Source organism: Streptacidiphilus sp. MAP12-20 (assembly GCF_041262525.1).
GTDB lineage: Bacteria > Actinomycetota > Actinomycetes > Streptomycetales > Streptomycetaceae > Streptacidiphilus.
In genome coordinates this window covers 15732-40891 of record NZ_JBGCCK010000035.1, presented here as the reverse complement: position 1 = coordinate 40891, position 25160 = coordinate 15732, and the positions used below count along the sequence as shown (strand labels likewise).

Sequence of the window (25160 nt, the reverse complement as noted above, 5' to 3'; positions counted from 1 at the left end):
CTGCCCGGCGTCAGCGGCCGTCGAAGAGGTCGATGTGGATCCGGTCCGGGGTACGGGCCTCGGCGCGGGCGCGCGAGCGGGCGGACTCCGTCGGGGACATGGCCACCACGATCCCGCTCACGGTCAGGAAGACGATGATCCCCACCGCCACCGGCAGGATGAACTGCGCGGCGGGGACGCCGGGTCCGGGCGTCCGGCCGTCGAGCCGGACGGAGACCGCCAGCATCGCGGTGTAGTGCATGGCGACCACCGCGACCCCGGCGATCAGGGCGGCGGCGAGGGCGGCGGGCAGGCCCTTCACGTTGAGCGTCATCCACAGCGCCGCCGTCGCCGCGAAGACGGCGATGCCGACCGAGGCGGCCACCAGCAGCGGGCTGTAGGTCACGGCGCCATCGACCTGCATGGCGGCCATGCCGAGGTAATGCATGACCGCGACGCCGCAGCCCGTCAGAATTCCTCCGACAAGCAGCGATCCGGCGCCCTTGGGACGATATCCGACATAGAAGACACCGACACCGACGACGAAGATCGCGAGCAGAAGACTGAATACCGTGATCGGTATGTTGTAGACGAGGGTCGAGTCCGACACTGTGAATCCCAGCATGGCGATGAAATGCATGGTCCAGATTCCGCTACCGATCGCGGCGGCGGCCAGCAGCAGCCAGCCCCGGCGCTGCCCGGTCGGCAGAGCCAGTGCCCGCACCGTGCAGCGGAGCCCGAGAGCCGCGCCGATGCAGGCGATCGCGAAGGCCACGAGGGGATTCACCACGCCATACGTGAAACCGTCGATATGTGCCATGGTGCTGGGATTCATGATTCATCCGACCATAAAAGAAGCGGGGGTCGGCCGAGAGATTACCTCCCGGACGACCCCCGCTCCCGATAAAACTGGAAAAGCGGCCCAACAGTTATTCAGCTGCGCACCGTCAAAGTTGTTTTCACCGATGCCACGCAGGTCACCGGCTGCGCATGACCTCGGGCTCGTGCCGGCGCAGCAGGCGCGTCACCAGGACGCCGCAGACGACGGCCAGCAGCACCAGCACGCCGAAGTCGATCCCCCACTGCGAGACCGTGTGCGCCCAGAGCGGGTCGGTCTTGCCGCCGTCCTGGGTCGGGCCCTGGATCACCGGCAGGTTGATCGTCGCGGCCTGCGCCGCGACCGCCCAGCGGGACGGGACCAGCCAGGCCAGCTGCTCCAGGCCGGGCTTGCCGAAGACGGGGACGAGCGAGCCGCAGAAGACGACCTGGATGATCGCGATCAGGACCAGCAGCGGCATCGTCTTCTCGGCCGTCTTGACCAGCGCGGAGACGACCAGACCGAGTGTCATCGAGGTGATGCCCAGCATCATGACGACGAGGACCAGTTCGAGCAGCGGGGAGCCGGAGAGCAGCAGGCCGGAGCTGGGGAGCTTGCGCGGCAGCAGGCCGATCATCGCGACCAGGACGGACTGCAGCGCCGTGATGGCGCCCAGCACGATGACCTTCGACGCCACGTACGCGGACCGGGAGAGGCCGACGGCGCGTTCGCGCTCGTAGATCACCCGCTCCTTGATCAGCTCACGGACGGCGTTGGCCGCGCCGGTGAGCGAGGCGCTCACCGCGAGTAGCAACAGCACCGTAGCCGCGTCGTGGTTGCCCGCCTCCGGTGGCGTGGACGGGCCGAGACCGAACTTCGCCGGGATCACGGCGCTCATCGCGCCCATGATCAGCGGTAGCACGATCAGCAGCACGACGTAGCCGCGGTCCGCCGCGATGACCGAGACGTAGCGGCGGATCAGCGTGGACAGCTGCGAGCCCCAGCTCTGCTGCTTGGGCGGCTGCGTCTGGTGCTGCTGTATCTGCGCGGACTGGGCCTGCACCGCGTCCACGTCGGCGGAGTACATCTGGTAGTGGACCGAGCCGCGGAAGCGGCCGCCCCAGTCGTGCTCGGCGTGGTTCTCGAAGGCCTGGAAGACGTCGGCCCAGGTCTCGCACTGGAAGAAGTGCAGCGCCTCCTTGGGCGGGCCGAAGTAGGCGACGGAACCGCCGGGGGCCATCACCAGCAGCCGGTCGCAGAGGGCGAGTTCGGCCACCGAGTGGGTGACGACCAGGACCGTGCGGCCCTCGTCGGCGAGGTCGCGCAGCATCTTCATGACGTCGCGGTCCATGCCCGGGTCGAGGCCGGAGGTCGGCTCGTCCAGGAAGATCAGCGACGGCTTGGTGAGGAGCTCCAGGGCGACGGAGACGCGCTTGCGCTGGCCGCCGGAGAGGGCGGTGATGCGGTTGTCGGCGCGCTTCTCCAGGTGCAGCTCGACCAGCACCTCGTCGACACGGCGCTCGCGCTCGGCCGCCTCGGTGTCACCGGGGAAGCGGAGCTCGGCGGCGTACTTGAGCGCGGTGCGGACGGTCAGCTGCGAGTGCAGGATGTCGTCCTGCGGGACCAGGCCGATGCGCTGGCGCAGCTCGGCGAACTGCTTGTAGAGGTTGCGGCCGTCGTAGAGGACGTCGCCGCGGTTGGCCGGGCGGTAGCCGGTCAGGGCCCGGAGGAGGGTGGACTTACCGGAGCCGGAGGGTCCGATCACCCCGATGAGCGACTTCTCCGGGACGGCGAAGCTGACGTCGTTGAGCAGGATCTTCTTCTGGCCCTTGTGCTCGACCTCGACGGTGAGGTGGCGGGCGGAGAAGGAGACCTCACCGGTGTCGACGAACTCCTCGAGCCGGTCGCCGACCAGCCGGAAGGTGGAGTGGCCGACGCCGACGATGTCCTGCGCGCCCAGCACCTGACGGGAGATCGGCTGGCCGTTGAGGTAGGTGCCGTTGTGGCTCTCGAGGTCGACGATCTCGTAGCGGCCGTCGGTCATCTGGCGCAGCTCGGCGTGGTGGCGCGAGACGGAGAGGTCGGTGACGACGAGGTCGTTGTCGAGCCCGCGGCCGATCCGGATGGTCTTCAGTCCGGCCGTCAGATTACGGACCATGGTGGGGTTGCGGGAGCCGTAGACGGGCTCAGGGGCCGCCTGGCCGGCAGGGGAGGCGTAGCCGCCGCCGTAGCCGCCGCCCTGCTGGGGCGGGATGCCCGCGCCGACGGCCTGAGCCGGCTGGGGCTGGTGCTGAGCGGGTTGGGGCTGAGCGGGTTGGGGCTGAGCGGGCTGGGGCTGAGCGGGCTGGGCCTGCTGCGGGAAGCCCAGCTCCTGGCCGCCCGGCTGGTAGCGGGCGGTCTGCTGCTCGTACCAGCCCCCGCCGGACTGGTCCGGCTGCGCCGCAGGGACCGCGGTCGGCACGCCCGTGAAGCTCAGCAGCGGGCCGCTCTCGGCGTTGCCGAGCGCGACCTGCGTGCCGTCGCCCAGGTAGACCTGCGTGGTGCGCTGGCCGCCCGCGTAGGTGCCGTTCGTGCTGCCGAGGTCCTGGAGCAGCCAGGCGTTGCCCGCGAAGGAGATGGTGGCGTGCTGCCAGGAGACGCGCGCGTCGTCGATCGCGAAATCGGACTGCGGGTTGCGCCCGATGCTGTAACTGCGACCCGAATCCAGGGTCGACCGCTGTCCATTGAGTTCAAGTACCAACTGCGGCACTGTTGCCTGCCCCACGATGTAGTCCCCCGAGTGCGCCCCGCGCTTGTCAGGGGCAGTGTAGGGATGCCGAACGCCTGGGGGAATCATTCCAGCTCGGTCACCATGGGCAGAACCGGAACCTCCACCATGACGCCGGACCGTGACACTGTGGCAACCTGACGCCAGGGGGCGGACGTTGCGGTCGTTCGCGTGTGTCGGTCTGGAGAGTGAGCGATGACGGTGTACCAGCACGGGCGACCGGTGGACGGACCGCAGGGAGGCGGCGGTCCTGGAAGCGCTGGGGCTTCGCTCCTGCGGGGCGTCATCTTCTCCGCGATGGCGGTGGGTTGGGCCTTCGGGGCAATGGGCGCCGTGGGCGCGCTCGGCGTGCACCTGCTGGGCCTGGACAAGTACGCCAACCTGGGCGCGATGACGGCGGCGCTGGTCGCGATGGCGGTGGGCGGAAAGGTCAGCCCGACAGGTGATGTGTCGGTCTTCGGAGTTGACGCGGCGGCAGCGCAGGGGTCGATCGGGATCATGCCGCTGGGCCTGACGCTCGTCGGCGCGGTCGTGCTGGGCTGGCTCTTCACCGCGCAGCTCCGGCGGATCGCGGTGCTCACCGTCGCGGACCTGGTGGCGCGGGCGGCGGGCGCGGTGGCGGCGTTCCTGGTGCTGCTGGCCGTGGTCGGCTGGGCGGGGAGCGGCTCGGTGGCGGTCAACGTCAGCTCGCTGACGGGCGGCGGGTCCGGGGGCTCAGGTGGTTCCGGCAGCGATCCGCTCGGCGGGCTCGGCGGCCTGATCGGCGGGGCGCTGGGCGACAACACGAAGCCGACCGTCGGCTTCAAGGTCGACCTCGGACCGACGCTCGGCCTCGGACTGCTCTGGGTCGTGCTCGTGCTCGCCTTCTCGTTCCTCGCGGCGCGGCGCGCGCCCCTGCCGGCGGCCTGGCGGGTCCTGGAGCGGACCGTGCGGCCGGTCGCGTCCGCGATCACGACCGTGTACGTCGGCGCGGTCACCGTGGGCGCGCTCGCGGGCCTGGTCGTCGGCCTGACCGGCAACGGCGGCGCGAGAACGGTCGGCGGCGCGCTGCTGGGCACACCCAACGGCGTGTTCCTGGCGGTGCCGCTCGGCATGGGCGTCAGCCTGGACGGCAAGGCGTCCGGGCCGCTCGCGCACTTCCTGCCGTCCCCGATCAACACCTTCCTGGCGGGTGGGCAGGGCAAGACGATCACTGTCTCGTCGCTGGCTTCGCTCGATGGGCGGGTCTGGCTGCTGCCGGTCGCGGTGGTGCTGATGCTCGTCGCCGTGGGCGTGGTGGCGGCGGTGAGGACGCCGCGTCGGGTCACGTCGGAATCGGCTCTGCAGGAGATCGGCGGCGCGGCGTTCCGGCTGGGGCTGGCGCTGATGGTGGTCACCCCGGTGCTGCTGGCGCTCGCGGACGTGGACGTCAACGCGAACCTGTCCGTCTTCGGCTTCGACGCGGTCGGCGCGGGGCTGAGCGTGACGGGAAGCCTGCTGCCGGCGCTGGTGCTCGGCCTGATCGAGGGCGCGGTGTTCGGCGCGATCGGTGCGGCGCTCGTGCGCGCCTTCGCGGGCGCCAAGCGCGTCCCCGGTTCCCCGGCCACGCCGCCGTCCACTCCCCCGCCTGGGGTGTACGACGCGCTGCCACCGGTCCCGCCCACGCGCCCGGGACCGCCGCCCGCGCACAACCCCTACGCGGGCCCGCCGGCGGCCGACCCGTACGGGGGGCTCCCGCAGTCGCCCCAGCCGCCGCCTCCCGCCCCACGTCCGCAGGACCCACCGGGCGGCAACCCGTACCGCTAGACGGGCGACACCCGTCTACGCTGGAGCGCGTGCCACGTCGACTGTTGAGCGTTCGGACTGCCGGGACCGCCCGGATCGACACCGAGCTGGCCGCGCTCCGCGCCCGGCTGGAGATCCCCCCGGGCTGGCCCCCGGCCGTCCTCGCCGAGGTCGCCGCGGCCTCCGCCGCCCCCGTCCTGCCCTCGGACGACGCGACCGACCTGCCCCTGTTCACGATCGACCCGCCGGACTCCCGCGACCTCGACCAGGCCATGCACCTGGAGCGACTGCCCGGCGGCGGCTTCCGCGTCCACTACGCGATCGCCGACGTCAACGCCTTCGTGCTGCCGGGCGGGGCGATCGACAAGGAGGCGCGGCGGCGCGTCGAGACGCTCTACTTCCCCGACCGCCGGATCCCGCTGCATCCGCCACAGCTGTCGGAGGGCGCGGCCAGCCTGCTCCCGGGCCAGGACGCCCCGGCGCTGCTCTGGCAGCTCGACCTGGACGGGGACGGCGAGTTGCGGGAGACGCGGCTGCGGCGCGCGCTGGTCCGCAGCCGGGCGAAGCTGAACTACGCGGGCGTGCAGCAGGCCATCGACAACGGGACGGCCGAGCAGGCGCTTGCTTTGCTGGGGGTCATCGGCCCGCTGCGGGAGGAACGCGAGCGCGCGCGGGGCGGGATCAGCCTGCCGATCCCGGAGCAGGAGGTCGAGGAGATCCCCGGCGACGGCTACACCCTCGGCTACCGTGCGCCGCTTCCGGCGGATGGCTGGAACGCACAGATCTCACTGCTGACGGGCATGGCGGCGGCCCGGCTGATGCTCGACGGCGGCGTGGGCATCCTGCGCACCCTGCCGGGCGCCCCGCCGACGGCGTTCGAGAAGCTGCACCGCGTGGCGCTGGCGCTGCGCGTGGACTGGCCGATGGACCTGCCCTACCCGCAGCTGATCCGCTCTTTGGATCCGACTCTTCCGTCGCACGCGGCCTTCCTGAACGAGTGCACGAGCCTCCTGCGCGGCGCGGGCTACACCGCCTTCGACGGCACCCTCCCGAAGGATCCCGGCCACGCGGCGGTGGCTGCGCCCTACGCCCACTGCACGGCGCCACTGCGGCGCCTGGTGGATCGCTTCTCGGGCGAGGTCTGCCTGGCGCTGGCGAACGACCGACCGGTTCCGGAGTGGGCCCGCGCGGCGCTGCCGTCCCTCCCCGCGCTCATGGAGTCCGGCGACCGCCGCGCCCACGAGGTGGAACGCGCCTGCGTCGACCTGGTCGAGGCGGCCCTGCTGACGGGCCGGGAGGGCGAGCTCTTCGACGGCATCGTGATCGACGTGGATGAGCGCAAGCCGGGTCGCGGGACCGTCCAGCTCTCCGACCCGGCGGTCCGCGCCCCACTGACGAACGGCGGCGGGCCGCTGCCGCTGGGGGAAGCGGTGCGGGTCCGGCTGACCGAGGTGGACCTGTCGCTGCCTGCGGTGCGCTTCGCGACGGTGTGAGGGATCGGTTCAGGAGATCCGGGGCCAGTCGGAGGTGTCCAGCACGAACTCCGTCTCGTCGGCGACGAAACGGATGACGTCACCGAAGGCGAGGTCATCGACTGCCGTATAGATCCCGTCGACCGGCGAGGTGCACAGCTTGCAGGTGCCCCGGAGCGGGTCGGCAATCAGGTACGCGTCGATGCCGGCCTGCGCGTACTCCTCGACCTTCACGCCGTAGTCGGTCGCCCCACGGTCACCGGAGACAACCTCGACCACCCCGGCGAGATCCGCCGCCGGACGCGGCCTCGCACCACGTTGTGCGGAGCGCCGCAGTAGCGACACGTCCGGGCAGAACCCGTTAAGGCGCTCGGGGAACGGGGTCAGCACGTTCGACAGCGACCGCCAGCGCGGAAGGCCAGCAGCCCGCGCGGCCTCCCGCGCGGCGAGAATGATGTCGCTGTGCTCCTCGTCGCCCTGCGGCGACAGGACGATCTCCCCATGCAGCAGCTCGGACTTGAAACCGGGCGGGATCTCCAACCGCGCCAGAATGCCGAGCAGCTCCTCGTAGGTGAACACGCCGCCCGGAATCGCCATACGAGTGCCCTCCCGATCCAGCCGATCCCTGCGCCCGTTCAACGACGCTCCCCGACCGAGGTCACCGGGCAGGCCGACCCACCCGAGCCGCTACCATGGTCACCACGGCGGACGAGCCGGCCGGGCGGTCGCGTCGGGTCCCTCAGGGGACTCGCCGAGGAACGTCCGGGCTCCACAGGGCAGGGTGGTGGCTAACGGCCACCCGGGGTGACCCGCGGGACAGTGCCACAGAAAACAGACCGCCTGGCGCTTCGGCGCCCGGTAAGGGTGAAACGGTGGTGTAAGAGACCACCAGCGTCCAGGGTGACCTGGACGGCTAGGTAAACCCCACCTGGAGCAAGGTCAAGATGGGCATCGACTGATGCCCTGCGCTGACGCCTGAGGGCTGCTCGCCCGAGTCAGCGGGTAGACCGCTTGAGGCGGCCGGCAACGGTCGCCCTAGATGGATGACCGCCTCCCGGGGCCCCGCAAGGGTCCCCGGAGACAAAACCCGGCGTACAGGCCGACTCGTCCGCCCCACCCGCTCCGGCCCTGGTCAGAGCGGGTGTCCGCTCTGTCTTTCACTCACGGGGTCGAATCCGGGTCGAATTGAGGGTTGCAGGCCGTTCCACGGGTCTGCGACCGACGCGCCGCGAGGGCGACGTCTCAACTCATTTGGGAGTCTTGCACATCAAGGGCGGCCGGGGTCAAGTACCCGGCCGCGTTCACGCCGCCGCGCGCCGTCCACGCTTGGCGACGCCCGCGCGCTGCTGCGGGACGAGCGCGACCGGGGACGTCTCCGCGAACAGCGTGCGGAAGGCGTTCACCGTGACACCCTCCACCGCGATCGGCGGGTGCGCGTAGGTGTCCCAGGTCTCGGCGAAGTCCGCGTGCCGCGACAGGGCCTGCACGGTCTTCGGGTCGTGCTGCCCCGAGGCGCCGAGCTGCGTGGTGTAGAAGTGCTTGAGGTCGTGGAAGCGCGTCCCCTTGGGCAACCCCGCGAGCTGCACCGCCTTCGCCCACTTCTTGTTGAAGTCGCTGCGCTGCACCGGCCGGCCGAAGCGGTTGGTCACGATCAGCCCCTCGTCCTCCGGAGGGACGTAGCCGCGCCTGCGGCGGGCGGCCTCCGAGTGCGCGCTGACCGGATCGGCCTGGGGGAAGGTGCTGCAGTGGTCGACCAGCCGCTCGATCAGGAAGTGGTCGACCGGCAGCGTCGCCTTGCTGGTCTTCGTCTTGAGGTCCGCCACCTTGCCCCGCTGCCGCTGCTCGACCAGGTACAGCAGGTCGCTGTCCCACTCGACCGCGGTGGCCCGCAGACCGAACGCCTCGCCCTCGCGGAAGCCCGCGCAGGCCGCGATCCACACCAGCACCTCGTACCGGGGCTCCACGGACCGCACGGCCGCCGCGAGCGCCGCGACGTTCTGCGGCGAGAGCGGGACGGTGACGCGACTGTCAACCTCCGGGAGGTCGATCCGCGAGCAGATGTTGCCGGGGATGGGGACGTCCTCGTCGATCATGTAGTTCATGAGGATGCGCCAGGTCTTGAAAATCGCCACCACCGTGGACGCGGCGTCCGGCCCCGGCTTGTCGATCAGGTAGTCGACGAAATTCATCGTAACCTTCCGCTTGAGCGTCTTTGCCACGCGCCTGCCCGCGAAAGGGATGATGTGATTGCGGATGTGGCTCTCGTACGTTTCGGTGGTTCGGGGGTTCTTGTTTTTCTTCTTGCGGCGCTCGATGAACTGGTTGGCATAGAACTCGACCTTCTTCTTTCCGAGGTCCGGGTCCACCCATTCGTCGCCGCGCATGTCGACGCGCATCTTCTCCAGGGTGTCCCGGGCCTCCTCCCAGGTCGCGAACGCCGGTCGGCGCGGCTTGCCCTGCGGGTCCGTGTAGCGGGCCTGCCACTGCCCGCCGCGGCCGTGGTCGGCCGAGGGGTAGAGCGGCGTGCGCTTGGTGCCGCAGCGGCAGGGCATGTCCCCCGCCTTGGGGTACTTCTTGTGCCACCGGTCGAACGGTTCGTCGGACTCGGCCATGCATCCCCTCCCTGGGTCAAGGCGAACGTCTGCGGCCGGCCGCCGCTAGGGCTCCAGGGGCTTGGGCGAGCGGGCGAGTTCGCCCGCCAGGATGCGCGCGAAGAGCGCATTCACCTCAGCCTCGCTGTAGCGCACCCGACTGCCATTCCTATTGCCCTCCCGATTCTTGCTCGATCCGGGCCGGTAGTACGGGCCAAGGGGAATGGCATGCAGCAAGCCGCGATTTGTCCACCGACGTCGCGTCGCAGGCGAAATGCCAAGTCGGCTTTCAACCTCAGAAGGCATCATAGGACGATCGACGAGAGCATTCACGGGCAACTTGGAATCCTGCATTTCTTCCCCCCACCACCGCGTCGCGGCCGAAGTTCCCACACCTACGGATGGGAGCCGGGGAACCGCAAGCGGGGCGCAAAACGCACCCACGGTGCTCGCGAACCAGGTCTTCCGTCACCGCCTAGCGGGGATGGAAGACCTGCGCGCAGCGCGAAGCATGCTCGAAGGCCCGCCATCCATCAACGCATGTTTACGTCGATGCATGGACAGTAGCACCACCGTCCGAGGCAGTCACGGGCCGCCATCAACACTTGTTTATGAATACTGGGTGGCGTGGCGGGGTCCGCCAGTATGCAGGCCAAGTCCAAGGCGCGAGGCCTGCGCGGAGTTCTCGGGCCAGCAGCCACGACGACGGACTGGGCCGGAGTCGGGCGAGGCCCCGGGAGGGAATCTCCCCTTGCCCATCAACAACCCTGGAACGCGACGTGGAAGCGCACGGTTCCGGCGACGACATGCGGCGGCTCCACTGCCGGTGCTGGCGCTCAAGGGACGTCGCCCGTCGATGGCCGGACGCAGTCCTGCGGAGCAACGACCGCCGTCGAGATCGCTACACGCCCTGGCGTCCCGACCCAGGACGGGCGGAGTCCGCCCGTTTTGGACGACTCTCAGCCAGTCCAGCCCGCACTGCCGCCCGATGCCCGACTTCTTCGGCCACCTGAGACGGCATCTCTGTTCGCCGCCTCGGTGAAGACCCTCGCGACTGCGCGACTGCGGGGGTGGGCCCAGTGCCTCCCGGGTTCGGCGGCGCGGATCGGGGCGCAGCGTCCGCAGGTGAGCACCCGGCAGACCTGACGGTAGCCACGGGACTTCCAGCGGTCGATGTGGCAGTTCTGGTCGGGGCCGGGCTGGGGTACCACGCTCAGCATCGAACGCAGGAGCCTGCGGATCTGGACCAGCGCCGCGGGGGTACAGGGGCCTGCCACCAGCCGCTGGAGCTCGCCGATGACGGCCTGGCAGTGGAGCCAACCGTGCAGTTGGTCGGCCGGGTAGACCTCGCCGCGCTCACGGTCGACTTGATCAGCCTGCTCGCGCCAGATGGTGAACGCCTTGACCTGGTTGTCGCTGGCCAATCCGAACGGCAGCACAGCCGTCTCCTTCCCATTCGCCGGTTCCTTCGCCGAAGCAACGAGCGGCGGGCATCCCAGTCGCGCTGAGTCACCCGCCTGGCCGGACGCCTTCTCACCCGGGCGCCGTTCGCACCAGACAGCACCGGCCCCCGGAGGGTGTGTGAGCAGGGAACCGAGCCTTCCGAATTCGGTTGGCGAAGTGTCGTTCGAGGTGGACGCTGGTCTGCAGGAGCCCGCCGCCAGCCCTCGGGCCGCTTGACCGACCGTCGGCCAGACAGCCGCGGGCAGCCCGGCCTCACCAGGTAACCGGCAGCTCCACGAGGCCGCGCGAGCGATAGGAGTCGGTCCATTCCAGCGCCTCGGCCGGCCGTGCCAGCCCGATCCGCGGGAACCGGCCCAGGAGCGCCTCGATGGCGACATTCGCCTCCAGGCGCGCGAGGGCTGCCCCCAGGCAATAATGCAGTCCGTAGCCGAAGCTGAGGTGTCCGGAGCCATGGCGGTCGACGCGGAACTCCTGGGCCGCGGCGAAGTGGCGCTCGTCGCGGTTGGCAGAGGCCAGGGAGAGCCACACCCGGTCTCCCGCCGCGATGACCTGCCCGCCGAACTCCATGTCCTCGCGTGCGAAGCGACGGGAAGCGAGCATCGAGGGCCCCTGCCACCGCAGGGTCTCCTCAAGTACCTGGTCCATCGGCACGGAACCGTCGCGTAGGCCCTGCAGCACCTCCGGGTGAGTGAACAGGGCCAGCAGCGCGTTGCAGACCAGGTTCGCCGCGTTGTCGTAGCCGGCGAACAGGAGCAGGAATGCCATCGCGACGAGTTCGGCTTCCGTGAGCCGGTCCTGCTCGTCGCGCGCGGCGATCATCTGGGACAAGAGGTCGACGCCGAGAGTACCGGCGCGCTTTTGGGAGATGAGTTCGAGCAGGAAGGCGTACATCTGCTTCAGGGCCCGGCGCGAGGTCAATGCGGCGTCCGGCGCGGGAGAGCGCAGCGCGTTGGTCCACAGCCGGAAGTCGTGCCGGTCGCCCTCATCGATGCCCAGGACGTCGCAGATCACTGACAGCGCCAGCGGGGCGGCGACGGCCTGGAGCAGATCCGCGGACTCGTGTTCCTCCAACTGCGCGAGGAGATTCTGGACGTGGCGCTCGACCATGGGTCGCAGCCCGTCGATGCTGCGCGGGGTGAATGCCTTCGACACCAGCCGCCGCAGCCGTGTGTGGTCCGGCGGATCAGTGTTGAGCATGTGGGCGTCCAGCTCCGGCGGCATGGAAGCGCCGTGCTCGCCAGCCGCTGACGCCGTCTCCTTGTTCAACGACAGCCGTGGGTCCGAGAGCAGGGCCCGCACGTCCTCGTAGCGGGTGACCAGCCACACCGGGGCTCCGTCCGGAGTGGTCGAGCGCTGGATCGGCCCCCGGGCCCGTAGGCCGGCGTATCCGGCGTGCGGGTCCTTGAGCAGGGCCGGGGTGAACAGTGAGGGCTCCGAGAGCTGGTGCCCGGAGGCCTTCACGCGCCAATCCCCGTGCTGACCGTCTCGGCGTGTACCGTGCGGGCCAATGCGAGCGCGATGACCGGCGAGGTGCGGTAGGCGTCGGCGACCTTGATGAGCCAGGCGGCTTCGACGTCGTCGTCTCCTTCCGCCAGGTCAAGCAGCGGGCTCTCCTCTTCCCCGGGCACGTCCACGCCTGCGGCCCGCGCCTTGAGCGCGATGGCGAGCTGCGCGGCCTCGATGATTGCGTCGGCGGGCTCGCCGATCAGCCCGTGTTCAGCGGCGAGCTCGCGGGCGATCTCGGCGGTCTGCTCGGTGAAGGACAGACGAAGCTGCCACTGGGCGTCGCGGATCTCGGTGATCTGACGGCCGAGCAGCAGCTCGATGTCGTGGAGGGTGTACTCCACCTCCGGGTCGCCCTTCGGCCGCACGGCGAGCTTGCCGTCGCGAACCTCGATGACCTGGCGGCCGACCAGACGCCACAGGTTGCTCAGCGACCAGTGTGTGGTGCGCGGCGTGACAGGGAACAACACGATGCCCGGCAGGTGATCAGTGACGTCCTTCCACAAAGGGTAGATGCGTTGGTAGCGGCGGTACACGCTGGAAAGCTCGCGGACCCGGGCGACACCGGCGCCCCACGCCGGCATGGTGAACCCGACGGAGAAGAGTGCCGCGCAGACGCTCGCGCTCATCGGTGCCACCAGGCTGCTGACGGTGTGCAGCGGACTCTTCCCTACAAGGTCCCACACCATGTTCACGATTTTCGGAACCGAGTAGCCCAGACCGAACACCGCGCCGACCATCACCGTCCGAAGGCCGCGGTTCAGCCAGACCCGGTCTGCCACCACCTTGGCGTAGCGGTGACACAGGACGACGAGCAGCACCTTGCTGACTGTGAACTGGAGCTGGTAGGAGAGCAGGAACACCGAGATGTACGGGACGGCCTCGAAGCGAACGTCGAAGTCGATGGGATGCTCAACGCTGCCCGCGTTGCCCAGGAAAAAGTAGACCATCATCACGATGAGGGTCGCGACGGAGTAGCCGACGAGTAGCCGATGCCTCAGGCGGACTTTGTCCTGAGCTGACGACCAGGTCATGAGCAGCGCCACCCAGCCAGTCGTGCAGATGCAGACACTCATGTAGATGATCAGCGTGGCGATGTTCGGAACGCCGAGCACCCGGTCGATGCCCTCGTAGACCGCGGGTGAAGCCAACACGAACGGGGCCGCGAACGTCGCGATGGACAGACAGAGGATCTGAAGTTCGCGGTTGCGCCAGTCCCGTATCAGGTCGCGCAGCTTGTAGGCAAAGGCGCTCCAGCTGATCACTGACAGGAGGGCGTAGGTGATGGTGAGCAGCAACATGCGTCAGATCCTTCGGTCCGCATTGCGTTCAAGGGCGGCGCCCAGATGTCGGGCCAGGTTCGCCATGCCCTTCGACATGGTCGTGCTCGGCTGCGACGCGGCCGCCAGGCGTCCGGCGTGAAGCGGGAGCATCGTGGCCACCGTCTCGGCCTTGCGCTCCTCGCTGTCGTCGTAGACCGTCCGACCAAGCACGAGCCGAACGAGCCCCGGGTCGAGGGTCGGCATGAGAAGCCGGGACATCTCGTCCTCGTCGGTCTCGGTTGATTCGTGGCCGAGCAGGATGTGGGCCAGCTCGTGCAACTGGATGTGCTGCTGCTGGCGAAGGGTGGTCTGCTCGGAGTACATCACGATGTCGGTTTCATCAGTTGCGACCCACAGCCCGCACGGGGAATTCGGGCGCGGGGCCATCGGCATTGGCACCATCTCGATAGGTCGCCCGCGCTGGGCTGCGATGTTCTCTACCAGAGCTGGGATGGTGAAGGGCCGTGGGACGTCGAGCCTACTGACCAGGTCAGCGCACTCGCGCCTCAGTTCCCGGTCGTCCATCTCCCAACCCCCCACTCCGTCAGCCGGACTGTGCCAACGAACGAACACCACTTGCCCCCCGTTCGGCCCCGGCTGTCCGCGCGTCGCCCAGGATGTGGGCCGGAGCCTATATGAGCCAGCGTGACCGATTTCCGCTGTGTCTCGTCTGCCACCCGACATCTCATGGGGCGCGGCTAGGTCTTCTTCCGACTGCTCAGATGCTCGATCATCGGAGTGAGCGCCGAGAGAGCGTCCTCGTCGAGTTCCGCCACCCTGCGCATCGCGACCTGGCGGGCCCCGATGCCCTTCAGAGCGCTCAAGAGCTTCAGGTCGTCGGCGACCTTGGCGGCGACCTCGTCATCGAAGAAGAACGCAGGCGGCACGCCGATGGTGGTGGCGAAGGCCCCGAGCCGACTGAAGAGGTGGTCCTGCCAGTCGCCGCCACGCAGTCTGACGATGTCGTCCTCAGTGATGTGGCCCCCGCGCTCGCGGACCAGTCTCGCCAACTCCTGGTCCGTGTAGCTGCCGTCGAGGTCGCGGCGTTCCACGATGGAGACAAGCAGCATCAGTCGGGTGAGCACCGCTTCCGGATCGGGCGCGGGCTCGCTCCGCTTCGCGCCGTCTGGTGCTGCGTGCTTGGTCTGGTCCGGCTCGTCGAGGAAGTAGGTGACGGGCACCCCGTAGACGTGGCTCAACGCTTCGAGGGTGTTGACGCTCGGGTTGGCCGTCTTCTCGTTGCGCAGGTTGAAGACTCCCTGGTGGCTGATCGTCGGTCCACCGCCGTGCTCCTTGGCGTAGGCGTGGCTGGCCTCGGCCACGGCGGCGTAGTCCGTCGGTCCGGTCCCGTCGGGATGTCCGGTCCGCATCAGGTAGTCCAGCCGCTCTGCCACGCGGCGGGCGAGGGAGACGTCACCCACTGCATCACTCCTTCGGACTCCGGCAGACACTCGAATATCTACCGTACTTGATGAATGATCACCCAGGCTAGACCGGTCGTCTATCAGGGTTGACAAGGTGTGCGCCGAATCTGCACGATCTTAGGCGAGCCGACTACCTGACGTGACGACGGACGGCCGCCTACAGGGACGCTCCTGCTGGTGCGCCTCGGGATGGGACCACAGCGTGACGCGGATCGAGACGTGGCCAACCACGGCCGTGACCGGGGCAGTTGGCGAGTCTGGCCGCAGGCGGCTCGGAGTGCCTCTTCCGCCAGTGGTCGCCATAGACCTCGACGGGTCGGAGCTCTCTGTGTCGCTCCGCGACTTCGCGGTGGGTCCGGGGGTGCGGTCGGGGGGCCACGCCGCCGGACCCGCTGCGACGTTCCGTCGCTGGGGCCCGTGGCGTACCAGGCAGCTGCGACGCCGCCTTCAACGGCTGTCGTTCCCGGTCCCGTTCAGCATCGAGGGCCTCGCGGCGAATATGGCAGCGCGGTCCGGTCAGACCATCGAGCTGGTCGAGACCGACACCCCGACGGACGACCTGCGAACCGCCTGCGGGCTGCGGGTGCACTGGGGCCGCCGCCGGACCTGGGTCGTGTACCGGCATCGCCCGACGGTGAGTCAGATGCGGCACACGATCCTGCACGGGCATGCGCACGAGTGGCTCGGCCACGGAGACCCGTAGGTTGACGACCACCGATCGATACCTGGGGTCGCCGAGTTTGAGCCCCACCCTCACTCGGGGACAGGGAAGGGGCGGGGCCTGGGGGCACGTCGAGCGGCGCGACATTCGGGATTTCCCAGGTATTTCGCACAAAGAAGGGAAGGCGCTCGGGGCATCTCGCCCGAGCCTGCTATCGCTTTGGCCTTGGGAAAATCGCGGGGGATGGTACTGATGGGCATGCCGGACACGAGCCGGCCAGCAGAGGGAGCACAACCAATCGCGGAGGGGGAGGCGTCAGAACAGGGCGGCGATGCCGACCCATCGGCCTGCAGAGACGAGGCCCGCACCACGACCGCATTCGGGCGGGTGGCTGGCGGCGGGACCGTGTGGCTTGGAGCCAGAGCCGGAGGGCTGGCCGTTCCCCTTCCGGTTCGGGAATGGGACCATCCAGCATCGACTGAGCCCGAGCTCGACGAGGAGCAGGCCTCTGCCGACAAGGAGACGCTTGACGCCGCCGCGTGGCTGATGCCTGGTCTGCCCCGTGAGTTCATCGCCGAGGTTCTTGAGCTCGGCCCGCATCGCCCACTCGGCGGGATGCCTTAAAGAGGGGGCTGTCCTCGATGGCAGCCCTGTGCACGTTCCTTCGAAGCCTGCCCGCTGCGCAGTCCGATACCTTGCCCGGGGCGCTTCGTCGCCGCAATCCGGCTTGGCGTCCAAGGGCGGGGCATCGGTCGCGGGCGGCCGTGCTGCCCTAGTTACTACCGGTCTGCTCGACGTTCCGGAGCTGCTCGATCATGGTTACAACAGCGTGCTGGCTTGCCGGGGACAGACCTGCGGCCTTCCGGGCGATCTCCCGTACGCCGCTCTCGCTCAGAGCGTCTAGCAGAGCAACATCCTCAACTGCGGCTTGGGCTGCATCCAGGCGGTCAGGGCTCAAGCTGTTTGCGGAATGGACCAGTTGGCGAACCTCCTCAGTCTGCAGCGCGTCGAGGAGGGTTGAGTCCTTGAGGACCTTGCCGACGGCCTGGCGCTGCTGCTCGGGCAGCCCTCCTAGCTGAACGGCGGCCTCCTGAACGGCTGCGTCCCCGAATGCCTCCAGCAACTGCAGCCGGCCCACGAGTGCCTGTACGGCGTCCGCGTCCGCGCTGCCGCCGGCCACATCCTGGACCTTGATGTCCTTGACGCCTGCGCTCTTGAGATGGTGGAGCAGTTCCAGATCGGTCTCAAGTTGCTCGAACCCCGGTCCCCCGGTGAGGTAGACGAGCGGGATCTTGAACCACGCAGCAATGGCTTCCAGGTGCTCAAGACTGGGGTTGGTCGTCTTCCCCTTCGCGAGTTCCCAGATGTAGGCATGGGAGATGGAAACGCCGGTCTCCTCGGAGATCTGGGCTGCCATCTTCGCGTATGACGGCGGCTTCCCGCCCTCAGGGGTCTTCAACACGCGGAGCCACTGCAGCTTCTCAGCGAGAGTCCGCGGCTGTCGCTCCCCCTGCTCGGCAGTACCGGCCATCGTGAGGCCTTGCTCCTTCTCTCCCCGCAGGGCTCATCGCGTACGAGCTTGGCGCACCCTATCGCCATTCACGGGTGTAGATAGCACCGAATCAGGACGTTCGCTGGCTTGGAGCCAATACTTCGCCTCCTGGCGGCCAGCTTGGCCAAGAGCGCCTCTTCTGCCGGGTGCCGCCGAGACAGGAGAGCGGTCATGCCCTCAACGGATGTTTACGAAAAACTACCACAAATCGCCCATCCGCTGAGAGTCAGCTCAGTCGGAGGAATGCCCGCTTCGCAGAGAGCCACTTAAGCCCCTCCCTCCGCCGTCGACGGAATTGCCTCGGTCGCAGTGCGATATCGGTCGCACCCAGTGTTCGAGTGTGCCGACCTCGACACTCTCACGAATCACCACCCCCGGGAGCTCCATCCGCACCGCTGGCACATGCCTCCTTTGGGCATCGCGTGGACCACGTGCCGCCAACGGAGGTTGATGTCGAGGCGCCGAGCTGGCCTCACGCGCGCCATTCATACACGCTTGTTTATGATTTTTGGTATCAATCCACCCCAAGCCAGGCACATGCTCTCGCCAATCGCACAGAGCGGCGCTATCGTGATGGGTAGTCGTAAACGCATGTTTATGACTGGGGCATCAGCGGCTACCGCTGTCGATGCCTGAGGGGGTCGCCGACCGGCGGGCTCAACCCGGCGCGCGGTTCAGAGGAGGAAGGGGGCAGCGATCCGGTCGGCGAAGCGTGCTCGGCAGCCGGGGCGCAGCGCTGCCGACCACACCGGACCTGCCCCCCTCTTGGTCCCCCTCGCAATACGGCAGCAAAGAGATGCCCTCCGGTCCCCGGGCCCCGCTACCACCCCCCGGTGGCAGGGCCCGGTCCCTCTTCCATACCAGGAGACCCAGCCATGCACGTCATCCTCACCTCGAACTCCGCACCGCACGCTGAGATCCTGCGTGAGCGGGGCCAGGAGGTCCTGCTGGTCGTCCCGAGCAGCGCACCGATCGGCCACGACGCGCTCGCCGTGCGGCGGGTCAGCGCCTGGGATGCCTACGGCGAACTCGCACAACTCACGGTCGACCTCACAAACGCCGGTGTTGTGTCCGTGACCACGACCGACGAGAGGTGCCTTCCCCCAGCGGCTTGGCTGCGTTCCAAGCTCGGCTTGCCCGGACTGTCGTGGGAGAGCGCGGTAGCGGGGACCGACAAGCACCTGATGAAGCAGCGGCTGCATGCCGCGCAGATCCCGGTGGCTCGGCACCTGGCGGTGCCCGCCCTGGACCAGGTCCCCGCCGCGGCGGACGCACTGGGCTGGCCGGTCGTGGTGAAGCTGCGCGTCGGGGCCTCCATGCTCGGAACGGCCCGCCTGGACAGCGAACAGGATTTCTGGCTCGCCCGTTACAACAACGTCTTCGGCCCGCTGCAAGTCCCTTCCGGCTGGGACGCTGCCCACCTGGACGTGGGACTCACCGATGCCCCCGGCGGACTCATGGTGGAGGAGGCCCTCACGCTGGCCGCCGAATACCACGTCGAGGTGCTGCGATGGGCCGGCGAGGAGGTCTACGTCCTGCCCGGCCGCTACAACGCGCCACTGCTGGACACGCCCCACGTCGTCGGATCGGTCTTCCTGCCCACCGGAAGCGAGGAGGCCCGCGAGGTCGCCGCCCTGGCTCGCGCCACGGCCGACGCCCTGGGCCTCAAGACCGGCTTCGCGCACGTCGAGGTCATGCTCACCACGGACGGGGACTTCGTGGTGGGCGAGATCGGACTGCGGCCTGGCGGCGGCAAACTGCAGCGCCTGGTGGAGCATCAGCACGGTGTGCAGCCCTTCGCGCTGCAGGCCGATCTGGCGATGGGCCGCCGCCCGCTCGCGCGGCTCTTCCCCGAGCGCGACCCCATCGCCTGGGCCACGCCGTTCGCACCGCCCGGTCTGGTGACCGGCGTGACCCCGCTCGCCGACATCCTGGCAATGCCCGGCGTCGTCGAGGCCGAAGAGACGCTGTCCGTCGGCGACCTGAGCGTCGGACGCGTCGGCACCGCCGTCACCGCTGGTCACGTCTACGCGACCGGCCCCAACGCCGAGGTCGCAATGGCGCGGGCGGCGCAGGCCGCCCATGCATGGCAGGTGCAGACCGTGCAGTCCCCCAGCGTGCCCGCGCACGCCTGAGGAGGAGCCGATCGTGGTCCACCTCCTAAACCGTCCAGCAGCCGAGCCCGGAGCCTGCGCCACACAGATGAGCCCGCGCGCGCAGCTGACACGCAGCGTCCTGGTGCAGGCCGTCATGTCCCTCGGCCAGTGGTCAATGATGGTGGCCTGCCAGACGGACGCGGTTTACAAACTCCACGCCGGTGGCTGGTTCGTCGCGGCGCTAACGGCCGTCGCCGGCGCACCGATGCTCGCCAGCCGGCTGTTGGGGCGTCTGGCCGACGCGGTGGGCCCGCGTCCGGTCGGCCTCGTTGCCACCCTCGCCGCCTCGCTCGCGGCGGCAGCGGGCGCTTTGACAGCGTCCGGCCCGGCCTCCCTGCTGATCCTGCTCGGGGCGGTATCGGTTGCCCGCGCCGCCGCTCAGGCCTGCGCGGATGCCCTACCGAGCTGGCTGCCCGCGCGGCCTAAGCCGGCCCAGTCCAGTGTGTGGATCGGCATGGCGCAAGGCGCTCCGATAGTCGTGGGCCCGTCGCTCGCGGCGGCTCTGACTGTAGGGCTCGGGATCCGCGCCGCCTTCGCGGCCTGGGCGGTGATCGCATTGCTGGGCACCATAGTTCTGCTCGGCACGCCCACCAGCCGCCCCGAAGGCACCGGTCCGGTCGCCCCACTGCACGTCCGCCGCGACCCGGCGCTGCGGCGCGCGGTCCTCGTCTTGACGCTGACGCTTCTCAGCTACGGCGTCCTGGAGCCGATGCAGCCCTTGTACCTGTCACAGGTCGCGCATGCCCCGGCTGGCTGGCTGGCCTTCAACGACGCACTTTTCGGCGCCTTGGTGGTCGCGGCCGGAATTCTGCTCGCCCGGCGCCCCTGCCTGGTGACCAGTCAGGTGGCGATGACGTGCGGTGTCCTGGGTGTCGCCGGCGGCGAGGTCCTGGTCGTCGCCACTCACAGCGTGGTTGTCTCCGCAGCCGGCAACGCCCTCTTCGGGGCCTGGGTCGCACTGCTGGCTCCGGCTACCCGGGTCCGGCTCCTACACGTCGTGCCCGCCGTCCAGCACGGGCAGATCCTCGGCACCCAGCGCTCCATCACCGCCCTCGCGTCCCTCGCCTGCCTGGGCATCGGCCCGCTCACCGCCGTGACCGGACCCCAGATTCCCGTGCTGGCCGCCGCCGCTCTGCTGGCCTGCACCGCCTACGCCGCCCTCCCGGCGCGGTCTGCCTCAAACCACACCCTCGATCGCTAGGAGCACCGCATGTCCCACGTCCTGGTCGCCACCACCGGTAACCCGATCCTGGAGGACGGGCTTCTGGCCAACGGACACACCGTCACCCTGCTCGTCCCCGCCGACGCCGTGCCCCGCTTCCAACGCCGTCACCCGAAGCTGAGCGTCTTCGGCATACACGACTGGGACGACCTGGACGAGGTGGACTCGCTCGATCAGGTGCTTCCGGCCGTAGACGCTGCGGCCACCAACGACGAGCAAACCATCGTCGCAGCCGCGCGGCTGCGTGAGCTGCGCGGGCTGCCGGGCCTGTCGGTGGCCGACGCCCGGGCCTTCACCGACAAGCACGAGATGCTCGGCCGACTGCAGGCGGCGGGCATCCCCGTCGCACCGCACCGAGTGGTCCACCACGAAACGCAGATCGCCGACGCGGCCGAGGCAGTCGGCTGGCCGGTGGTCGTCAAGCCTCGCGCAGGCATGGCCACCGTGCACACCCACCTGGTGCACAACCACCGGCACTTGGACGAACTGCGCTACGCCGGGGCCTTCGAGGCAACCGTCGAGGACACCGCAGGGCGCTTCGGGGCCTCCCACCTCCTCGGCGGACTCAATCAGTCCCCAGGCGGCTTCCTCGTGCAGTCCTACATCGACGTCGCAGAGGAGCTCTTCACCGACCTCTACCTCTTGGAGGGAGAGCAGCTTCTCGCCGCGCCCGGCCGCTACAACCAGCCGGTCCTTCAGCAGCTGGGCGAACACCGGCACTGGACGGTACTAATCCCCGATCTGCCGGAGACGGTCGCCGTGGTCGATCTCGTCCACCGCGCGGTGACCGCGCTGGGCGGGTACACGGGCGTGCACCACGTCGAGGTACTGCGCGACCGCACCGGCCGACTCTGGCTCGGCGAGGCCGCCGCCCGCACTGGCGGAGGCATCTACCAGGCCTACGGCCTGCAGTACAGCTTTGACGTCGCGCGCATCCTGGCCCAGCTCGCCGTCGGGGAGCGCCCCGACATAGGCCGGCTCACCCCGACTTATCCGGCCCTGACCACCATCGCACTGGACCCGGTACCGGGAGTGGTGCGGCACATCGCCTCGCCGGACGAACTGCTGGCAATTCCCGGCGTCGTGGACGTCGACCTCACCCTCACCGTGGGCCAGCCCGTCCCGGCCGGGTTCGGCTCGATGGCAGGCGGCGGCCGCCTGGTCTTCGCGCCGCGCGCCACCGACGCGGACACCATTCAGGCCGACGTCCACGCGCTGCTCGCTGCCCTTGCCCTCGACGTCGCTCCCGCACTGGAGACGGCGTAGCCCCATTGAGGACGCCGCACCAGCCATGACCGGACCGGCGACCACGCGGGCCCCGCCCGGAGCCCCCAACGCCGCGCCCCCCAACGGACTTACCCCGACGGAAGGATCACTCATGCCGATCACCTCTCTGCTCCGCCGCGCGCTGGCCGCCGCCGCGCTGCTGACCGCACTCCTCGGCACGACCGTCCCCGCAGCCGCCCACGCCGACACCCGCTGGGAGCACGCCAACGCGGCCGCCCCGGCGGACACCCACTGGGGCGACTGACCCACTCCAGGCTGACCGCTTTTGACCACGGTCGAGCCCTCGGAACAGCTGAACTCCAAGCGCCGGTCCCCTCCCAACGACGGAAGGGAACCGGCTGCGCGGGCGGGATCCGACCCCCGACCGCGCGCGCCCTCCAACGACCCCGCCTCGCGCAAACGAACCGACATCACGGGAGCGACCCGTGCCTACCACCGGATGGCTCACCTGCCAATCCGGGAACGGCCGGGCTCCCCTGGACATGAGGAGCACGCCAATGCGCAAGATTCTTCGCCGCACCGCCATCACGGCCACCACCACCGCTCTCGCAGCCGGACTCGCCATCACCGGCGTCTCCCAGGCCCAGGCCCGCACCGATCGCCCGTACGACAAGTGGATCGGCAACAACTGCCGCGGGTCGCTGTGGGTCGAGGACCCGAACCAGGACTACGTGCAGGCCTTCATCGGCACCCTCACCCCGGACGAGGGCGGCAGCGCCAGCCCGTGGGTGCAGTGCTACGGCCAGCTCAAGATCAGCCATAACTACGGCAGAAGCTGGTCGACGGTCTGGGGCCACATGACCGACAGCAACATGCACTGGATCATCTCGCCCGTGCGCTGGGACGGTCCCGGCCTTCGCGCCGAGGTCTGCATCAGCGAGCGGGACTGGGGCTACACCACAGCCACGAAGTGCACCGCGATGTGGTGACGGTGACTCAAAGGTGAGGCCGTGTGGGCAACGTCCGCGCGACAACCACCTCGAAGGACACCCGCTGGGGCACTGAGCAGCATCGCCGCGCCGGTGCCCTCCTAGCGGCGGAGGGGACCGGCAGCGCGGGCAGGGACGGGTTCGCGCCCGCCGACCGCGCGAACTGGGCCGGTAGCCCCCTTTGTCTTGAGCATCCCCCCGCCCCCACTCAGCTGGTCCGCCGCCCTCTTCAATCGGAGGAACCACCTTGCAGCACCTCGCACTGCAGCTCGCTGTCGCCCACTCCCTGATCGAGGACCGGCGGCGCGCGGCCGAGCGCGCGGCCCTGGTCCGAGCACTGCGCGGCCCGCGCCGTCAGCGCCGACGCCAACAGGGCTGACGACTGCCCAAACCACTGACAACTCCGAGGACACCTCAGATGCGCTCTCTCACTCGCCCGATCCTCGCCGCCGCGGTGGCCCTGCTGGCTCTGGGAACCACGTCTTGCGGCTCCAGCGCACACACCGCCACCACCGGAGCCAGCAGCCCGGTCACCCACCCGGCCGCCGCACCCAGCCCACATCCGGTCGCCAACGTCAACCCGCTTACGCAGCACCAGCTGCAGAACGCGGCGTTGACCACCTCGGACGTCGCCGCCCAGCAGATGGGCGTCCTGCCGATGACCGACTCACCCATCGGCCAGAGCACTGTCCATGTCCGGCCCACCACCTGTGCAGCCCTCGCGTCCGCCTGGGAGGGCGGCGGCCCTGACTACCCGGCGACCGCGGGCGTGGACCTCAAGGTGCTGGAGGCAAACTCCGGTCAGAGTGGCACGGCCCACCTGATGCACCTGTCCAGCTACACCGGCGCCACCGCAGCGAAGCTCCTCAACGCTGTCGCCACGGCGGCCGGCTCATGCACCAGCTACACGCTCCCGGACCCCTCCGGCCCGATCCACGAGGTCATCACCCCCATCGCGAGCCCGCAGTACGGGGACCAGGCCGTCGCCTGGCACGCGGTCCTGACCGGCACGAGCGGCCAGCGGTACTTCGCCACCGTCACCGTCGTCCGCGTCGGCGGCACCGTCATCAACGCGGTCGAGCTGTCCAACTCCGTGACAACAGCCGATCAGCTGCCCGCCGCGAACGCCGCTGGGCACCGGCAGCCCCGACACCGTCGACGCGCGGCCGAGCGGGCGCTCCGGCGGGACGCGACACCGCACCCGTCCGCTCCTTCACCCCACCCGTCTGACCACTTCGAGGACTCCACGATGGCTACCCCTGCCTGCGCCTCCGAGCCCGTCGGCCTGGCCCAGCGGCCTCCCGCGATCCGGGCGGCCAGATGAGCGTGGCGACTGCCCGTCGTCCCGCACTACGCGCCAGGGGCGACCAGATCGGTGTTCGGGCCGTGCTCGGCACCCCGCGAGTCGCGCGGCTGCTGGCAGGAACCCTCGTCGGCCGGCTGCCCAGCGCTATGGTGCCGGTGCTGGTCCTGCTCGCACAAACCCGTGCCAGGTCCGGCTTCGCCACCGCCGCTGGCCTCGCAGCAGGGCAGGCCCTGGCGGCGTCGCTCGGGCAGCCGCTGCAGGCCCGCCTGGCGGACCGTCACGGTCACCGTCTGGTCCTCGCCCTCTCCACCGCGGCGACCACGCTGGTCCTGGTTGCGCTCGCCGTGCTGCCCGGACCGCTCCCGGTCATCACGCTGCTGATCGTGCTCTCGGGGCTGGCAGCGCCACCGCCGTCGCCCTTTCGACTCCCGTCTGAGGGGCGCCTACGCCCCGGACCCAACGGGGTGGCAACACAACGCGCCCACCCTCGGGCTCGCGCACCACGCGAAAGGGGAGCCGATGACCACCGTGGACCTCACCCGCCCCAACGAGAGGCTGATGCTGGTGCGCATCTACTGCGCTGAGGCACAGACCCTGCTCGTCCCCGCACGGGTGTGGCTGCCCGCCGACCTCGCCGATGGCCTGCAGCAGGCCCTCGCCGCCGGTCGCGCGGACGACTTCGACGGGGACATGCACCCCGCCGTCGCCGAGTTGCTGGACTGGCTGGAGGACAACCGCGAGACCTGGGAGCGGCAGATCGACTACGGCCTGCACTGCCAGGACGCGGAGGATCTTGAGATCCGTTGGGTGGAGGTCTCCGGCGAACCGCCCGAAGACGAGCCGCTCCCGCCGCCGCCCGAGGGCGGGGTTCCCCTGCCCCGCTGACCCACGGTACGGCGGGCGTCCGCGCCTGCAGCACCGCCCGCACCCCCGTCCAGCAATGA

At 69.6% G+C, this 25160-nt stretch carries 22 protein-coding genes and 1 other RNA gene; 12 read left to right on the top strand and 11 right to left on the bottom strand.

What is annotated here, in order from left to right:
- Positions 1 to 10 precede the first annotated feature (10 nt).
- Positions 11 to 814: an MHYT domain-containing protein gene (locus tag ABIA32_RS31645; protein WP_370102974.1), complete on the bottom strand. Its 804-nt coding sequence runs from the start codon at positions 812 to 814 to the stop codon at positions 11 to 13.
- A gap of 142 nt (positions 815 to 956) precedes the next feature.
- Positions 957 to 3545: an FHA domain-containing protein gene (locus tag ABIA32_RS31640; RefSeq protein WP_370103001.1), complete on the bottom strand. Its 2589-nt coding sequence runs from the start codon at positions 3543 to 3545 to the stop codon at positions 957 to 959.
- A 213-nt stretch (positions 3546 to 3758) separates the two neighbouring features.
- On the opposite strand from ABIA32_RS31640, the gene ABIA32_RS31635 reads away from it, so the two are divergent.
- Both ABIA32_RS31635 and ABIA32_RS31630 read left to right on the top strand, forming a co-directional pair.
- On the top strand, positions 3759 to 5348 hold the full coding sequence (locus tag ABIA32_RS31635; RefSeq protein WP_370102972.1) for a streptophobe family protein: 1590 nt from the start codon (positions 3759 to 3761) through the stop codon (positions 5346 to 5348).
- Between the two features lie 29 nt (positions 5349 to 5377).
- Complete coding sequence (locus ABIA32_RS31630) at positions 5378 to 6820, top strand: RNB domain-containing ribonuclease (RefSeq protein ID WP_370102970.1); 1443 nt, start codon at positions 5378 to 5380, stop codon at positions 6818 to 6820.
- Between the two features lie 9 nt (positions 6821 to 6829).
- Here the strand turns inward: ABIA32_RS31630 and ABIA32_RS31625 are convergent, their stop codons facing one another.
- The gene (locus ABIA32_RS31625; protein ID WP_370102968.1) at positions 6830 to 7396 is read right to left on the bottom strand and encodes a Uma2 family endonuclease; all 567 of its coding nucleotides are present in this window, start codon (positions 7394 to 7396) and stop codon (positions 6830 to 6832) included.
- Between the two features lie 112 nt (positions 7397 to 7508).
- Here ABIA32_RS31625 and rnpB point away from each other — a divergent pair.
- An RNA gene (rnpB, locus tag ABIA32_RS31620) (RNase P RNA component class A) lies at positions 7509 to 7910 on the top strand.
- A 190-nt stretch (positions 7911 to 8100) separates the two neighbouring features.
- Here rnpB and ABIA32_RS31615 read toward each other — a convergent pair.
- From ABIA32_RS31615 to ABIA32_RS31590, 6 genes are all read right to left on the bottom strand, one after another.
- The gene (locus ABIA32_RS31615) at positions 8101 to 9411 is read right to left on the bottom strand and encodes a tyrosine-type recombinase/integrase (protein ID WP_370102966.1); all 1311 of its coding nucleotides are present in this window, start codon (positions 9409 to 9411) and stop codon (positions 8101 to 8103) included.
- A 938-nt stretch (positions 9412 to 10349) separates the two neighbouring features.
- Complete coding sequence (locus tag ABIA32_RS31610; RefSeq protein ID WP_370102964.1) at positions 10350 to 10829, bottom strand: hypothetical protein; 480 nt, start codon at positions 10827 to 10829, stop codon at positions 10350 to 10352.
- A 277-nt stretch (positions 10830 to 11106) separates the two neighbouring features.
- On the bottom strand, positions 11107 to 12315 hold the full coding sequence (locus tag ABIA32_RS31605) for a cytochrome P450 (RefSeq protein ID WP_370102962.1): 1209 nt from the start codon (positions 12313 to 12315) through the stop codon (positions 11107 to 11109).
- Entirely contained in the window at positions 12312 to 13658 is a 1347-nt protein-coding gene (locus ABIA32_RS31600; RefSeq protein ID WP_370102960.1) for an MAB_1171c family putative transporter, read from the bottom strand. Before ABIA32_RS31600 ends, ABIA32_RS31605 begins: the two co-directional genes overlap by 4 nt.
- 3 nt (positions 13659 to 13661) lie before the next feature.
- The gene (locus ABIA32_RS31595; RefSeq protein WP_370102958.1) at positions 13662 to 14204 is read right to left on the bottom strand and encodes a hypothetical protein; all 543 of its coding nucleotides are present in this window, start codon (positions 14202 to 14204) and stop codon (positions 13662 to 13664) included.
- A gap of 173 nt (positions 14205 to 14377) precedes the next feature.
- Complete coding sequence (locus tag ABIA32_RS31590; RefSeq protein WP_370102956.1) at positions 14378 to 15100, bottom strand: hypothetical protein; 723 nt, start codon at positions 15098 to 15100, stop codon at positions 14378 to 14380.
- Positions 15101 to 15602: 502 nt separating this feature from the next.
- Here ABIA32_RS31590 and ABIA32_RS31585 point away from each other — a divergent pair.
- Positions 15603 to 15806, top strand: a complete 204-nt coding sequence (locus ABIA32_RS31585) for a hypothetical protein (protein ID WP_370102954.1) — start codon at positions 15603 to 15605, stop codon at positions 15804 to 15806.
- A gap of 730 nt (positions 15807 to 16536) precedes the next feature.
- On the opposite strand, the gene ABIA32_RS31580 is transcribed toward ABIA32_RS31585, so the two are convergent.
- The gene (locus tag ABIA32_RS31580) at positions 16537 to 17295 is read right to left on the bottom strand and encodes a hypothetical protein (RefSeq protein ID WP_370102952.1); all 759 of its coding nucleotides are present in this window, start codon (positions 17293 to 17295) and stop codon (positions 16537 to 16539) included.
- Between the two features lie 896 nt (positions 17296 to 18191).
- Between ABIA32_RS31580 and ABIA32_RS31575 the strand changes: the two genes are divergently transcribed.
- The 7 genes from ABIA32_RS31575 to ABIA32_RS31545 all read left to right on the top strand — a co-directional run bounded on the left by ABIA32_RS31575 (position 18192) and on the right by ABIA32_RS31545 (position 24234).
- Complete coding sequence (locus tag ABIA32_RS31575; protein ID WP_370102950.1) at positions 18192 to 19451, top strand: hypothetical protein; 1260 nt, start codon at positions 18192 to 18194, stop codon at positions 19449 to 19451.
- 13 nt (positions 19452 to 19464) lie between these two features.
- Entirely contained in the window at positions 19465 to 20673 is a 1209-nt protein-coding gene (locus tag ABIA32_RS31570) for an MFS transporter (protein WP_370102948.1), read from the top strand.
- 9 nt (positions 20674 to 20682) lie between these two features.
- On the top strand, positions 20683 to 21960 hold the full coding sequence (locus ABIA32_RS31565) for a hypothetical protein (protein WP_370102946.1): 1278 nt from the start codon (positions 20683 to 20685) through the stop codon (positions 21958 to 21960).
- A 112-nt stretch (positions 21961 to 22072) separates the two neighbouring features.
- Complete coding sequence (locus ABIA32_RS31560; protein WP_370102944.1) at positions 22073 to 22225, top strand: hypothetical protein; 153 nt, start codon at positions 22073 to 22075, stop codon at positions 22223 to 22225.
- Between the two features lie 253 nt (positions 22226 to 22478).
- Positions 22479 to 22910, top strand: coding sequence for a hypothetical protein (locus ABIA32_RS31555; protein WP_370102942.1), 432 nt, complete (start codon positions 22479 to 22481; stop codon positions 22908 to 22910).
- Positions 22911 to 23157: 247 nt separating this feature from the next.
- Positions 23158 to 23289 carry a hypothetical protein gene (locus ABIA32_RS31550; RefSeq protein WP_370102940.1) on the top strand — a complete coding sequence of 44 codons (132 nt, stop codon included), beginning with the start codon at positions 23158 to 23160 and terminating at the stop codon, positions 23287 to 23289.
- Between the two features lie 39 nt (positions 23290 to 23328).
- A complete protein-coding gene (locus tag ABIA32_RS31545; protein ID WP_370102938.1) occupies positions 23329 to 24234 on the top strand; it encodes a hypothetical protein in 906 nt (301 codons plus the stop codon).
- 26 nt (positions 24235 to 24260) lie between these two features.
- Here ABIA32_RS31545 and ABIA32_RS31540 read toward each other — a convergent pair whose 3' ends face one another.
- Entirely contained in the window at positions 24261 to 24503 is a 243-nt protein-coding gene (locus tag ABIA32_RS31540; protein ID WP_370102936.1) for a hypothetical protein, read from the bottom strand.
- A 232-nt stretch (positions 24504 to 24735) separates the two neighbouring features.
- Here ABIA32_RS31540 and ABIA32_RS31535 point away from each other — a divergent pair, with 232 nt between their 5' ends.
- Positions 24736 to 25101, top strand: coding sequence for a hypothetical protein (locus ABIA32_RS31535; RefSeq protein ID WP_370102935.1), 366 nt, complete (start codon positions 24736 to 24738; stop codon positions 25099 to 25101).
- Positions 25102 to 25160 lie beyond the last annotated feature (59 nt).

What these genes read in the sequence shown, in the direction of transcription:
- ABIA32_RS31645 (WP_370102974.1), bottom strand. Translation starts at nt 814, where the DNA reads ATGAATCCCAGCACCATGGCACATATCGACGGTTTCACGTATGGCGTG.
- ABIA32_RS31635 (WP_370102972.1), top strand. Translation starts at nt 3,759, where the DNA reads ATGACGGTGTACCAGCACGGGCGACCGGTGGACGGACCGCAGGGAGGC.
- ABIA32_RS31625 (WP_370102968.1), bottom strand. Translation starts at nt 7,396, where the DNA reads ATGGCGATTCCGGGCGGCGTGTTCACCTACGAGGAGCTGCTCGGCATT.
- ABIA32_RS31615 (WP_370102966.1), bottom strand. Translation starts at nt 9,411, where the DNA reads ATGGCCGAGTCCGACGAACCGTTCGACCGGTGGCACAAGAAGTACCCC.
- ABIA32_RS31600 (WP_370102960.1), bottom strand. Translation starts at nt 13,658, where the DNA reads ATGTTGCTGCTCACCATCACCTACGCCCTCCTGTCAGTGATCAGCTGG.
- ABIA32_RS31595 (WP_370102958.1), bottom strand. Translation starts at nt 14,204, where the DNA reads ATGGACGACCGGGAACTGAGGCGCGAGTGCGCTGACCTGGTCAGTAGG.
- ABIA32_RS31585 (WP_370102954.1), top strand. Translation starts at nt 15,603, where the DNA reads ATGGCAGCGCGGTCCGGTCAGACCATCGAGCTGGTCGAGACCGACACC.
- ABIA32_RS31580 (WP_370102952.1), bottom strand. Translation starts at nt 17,295, where the DNA reads ATGGCCGGTACTGCCGAGCAGGGGGAGCGACAGCCGCGGACTCTCGCT.
- ABIA32_RS31575 (WP_370102950.1), top strand. Translation starts at nt 18,192, where the DNA reads ATGCACGTCATCCTCACCTCGAACTCCGCACCGCACGCTGAGATCCTG.
- ABIA32_RS31565 (WP_370102946.1), top strand. Translation starts at nt 20,683, where the DNA reads ATGTCCCACGTCCTGGTCGCCACCACCGGTAACCCGATCCTGGAGGAC.
- ABIA32_RS31560 (WP_370102944.1), top strand. Translation starts at nt 22,073, where the DNA reads ATGCCGATCACCTCTCTGCTCCGCCGCGCGCTGGCCGCCGCCGCGCTG.
- ABIA32_RS31555 (WP_370102942.1), top strand. Translation starts at nt 22,479, where the DNA reads ATGCGCAAGATTCTTCGCCGCACCGCCATCACGGCCACCACCACCGCT.
- ABIA32_RS31545 (WP_370102938.1), top strand. Translation starts at nt 23,329, where the DNA reads ATGCGCTCTCTCACTCGCCCGATCCTCGCCGCCGCGGTGGCCCTGCTG.
- ABIA32_RS31535 (WP_370102935.1), top strand. Translation starts at nt 24,736, where the DNA reads ATGACCACCGTGGACCTCACCCGCCCCAACGAGAGGCTGATGCTGGTG.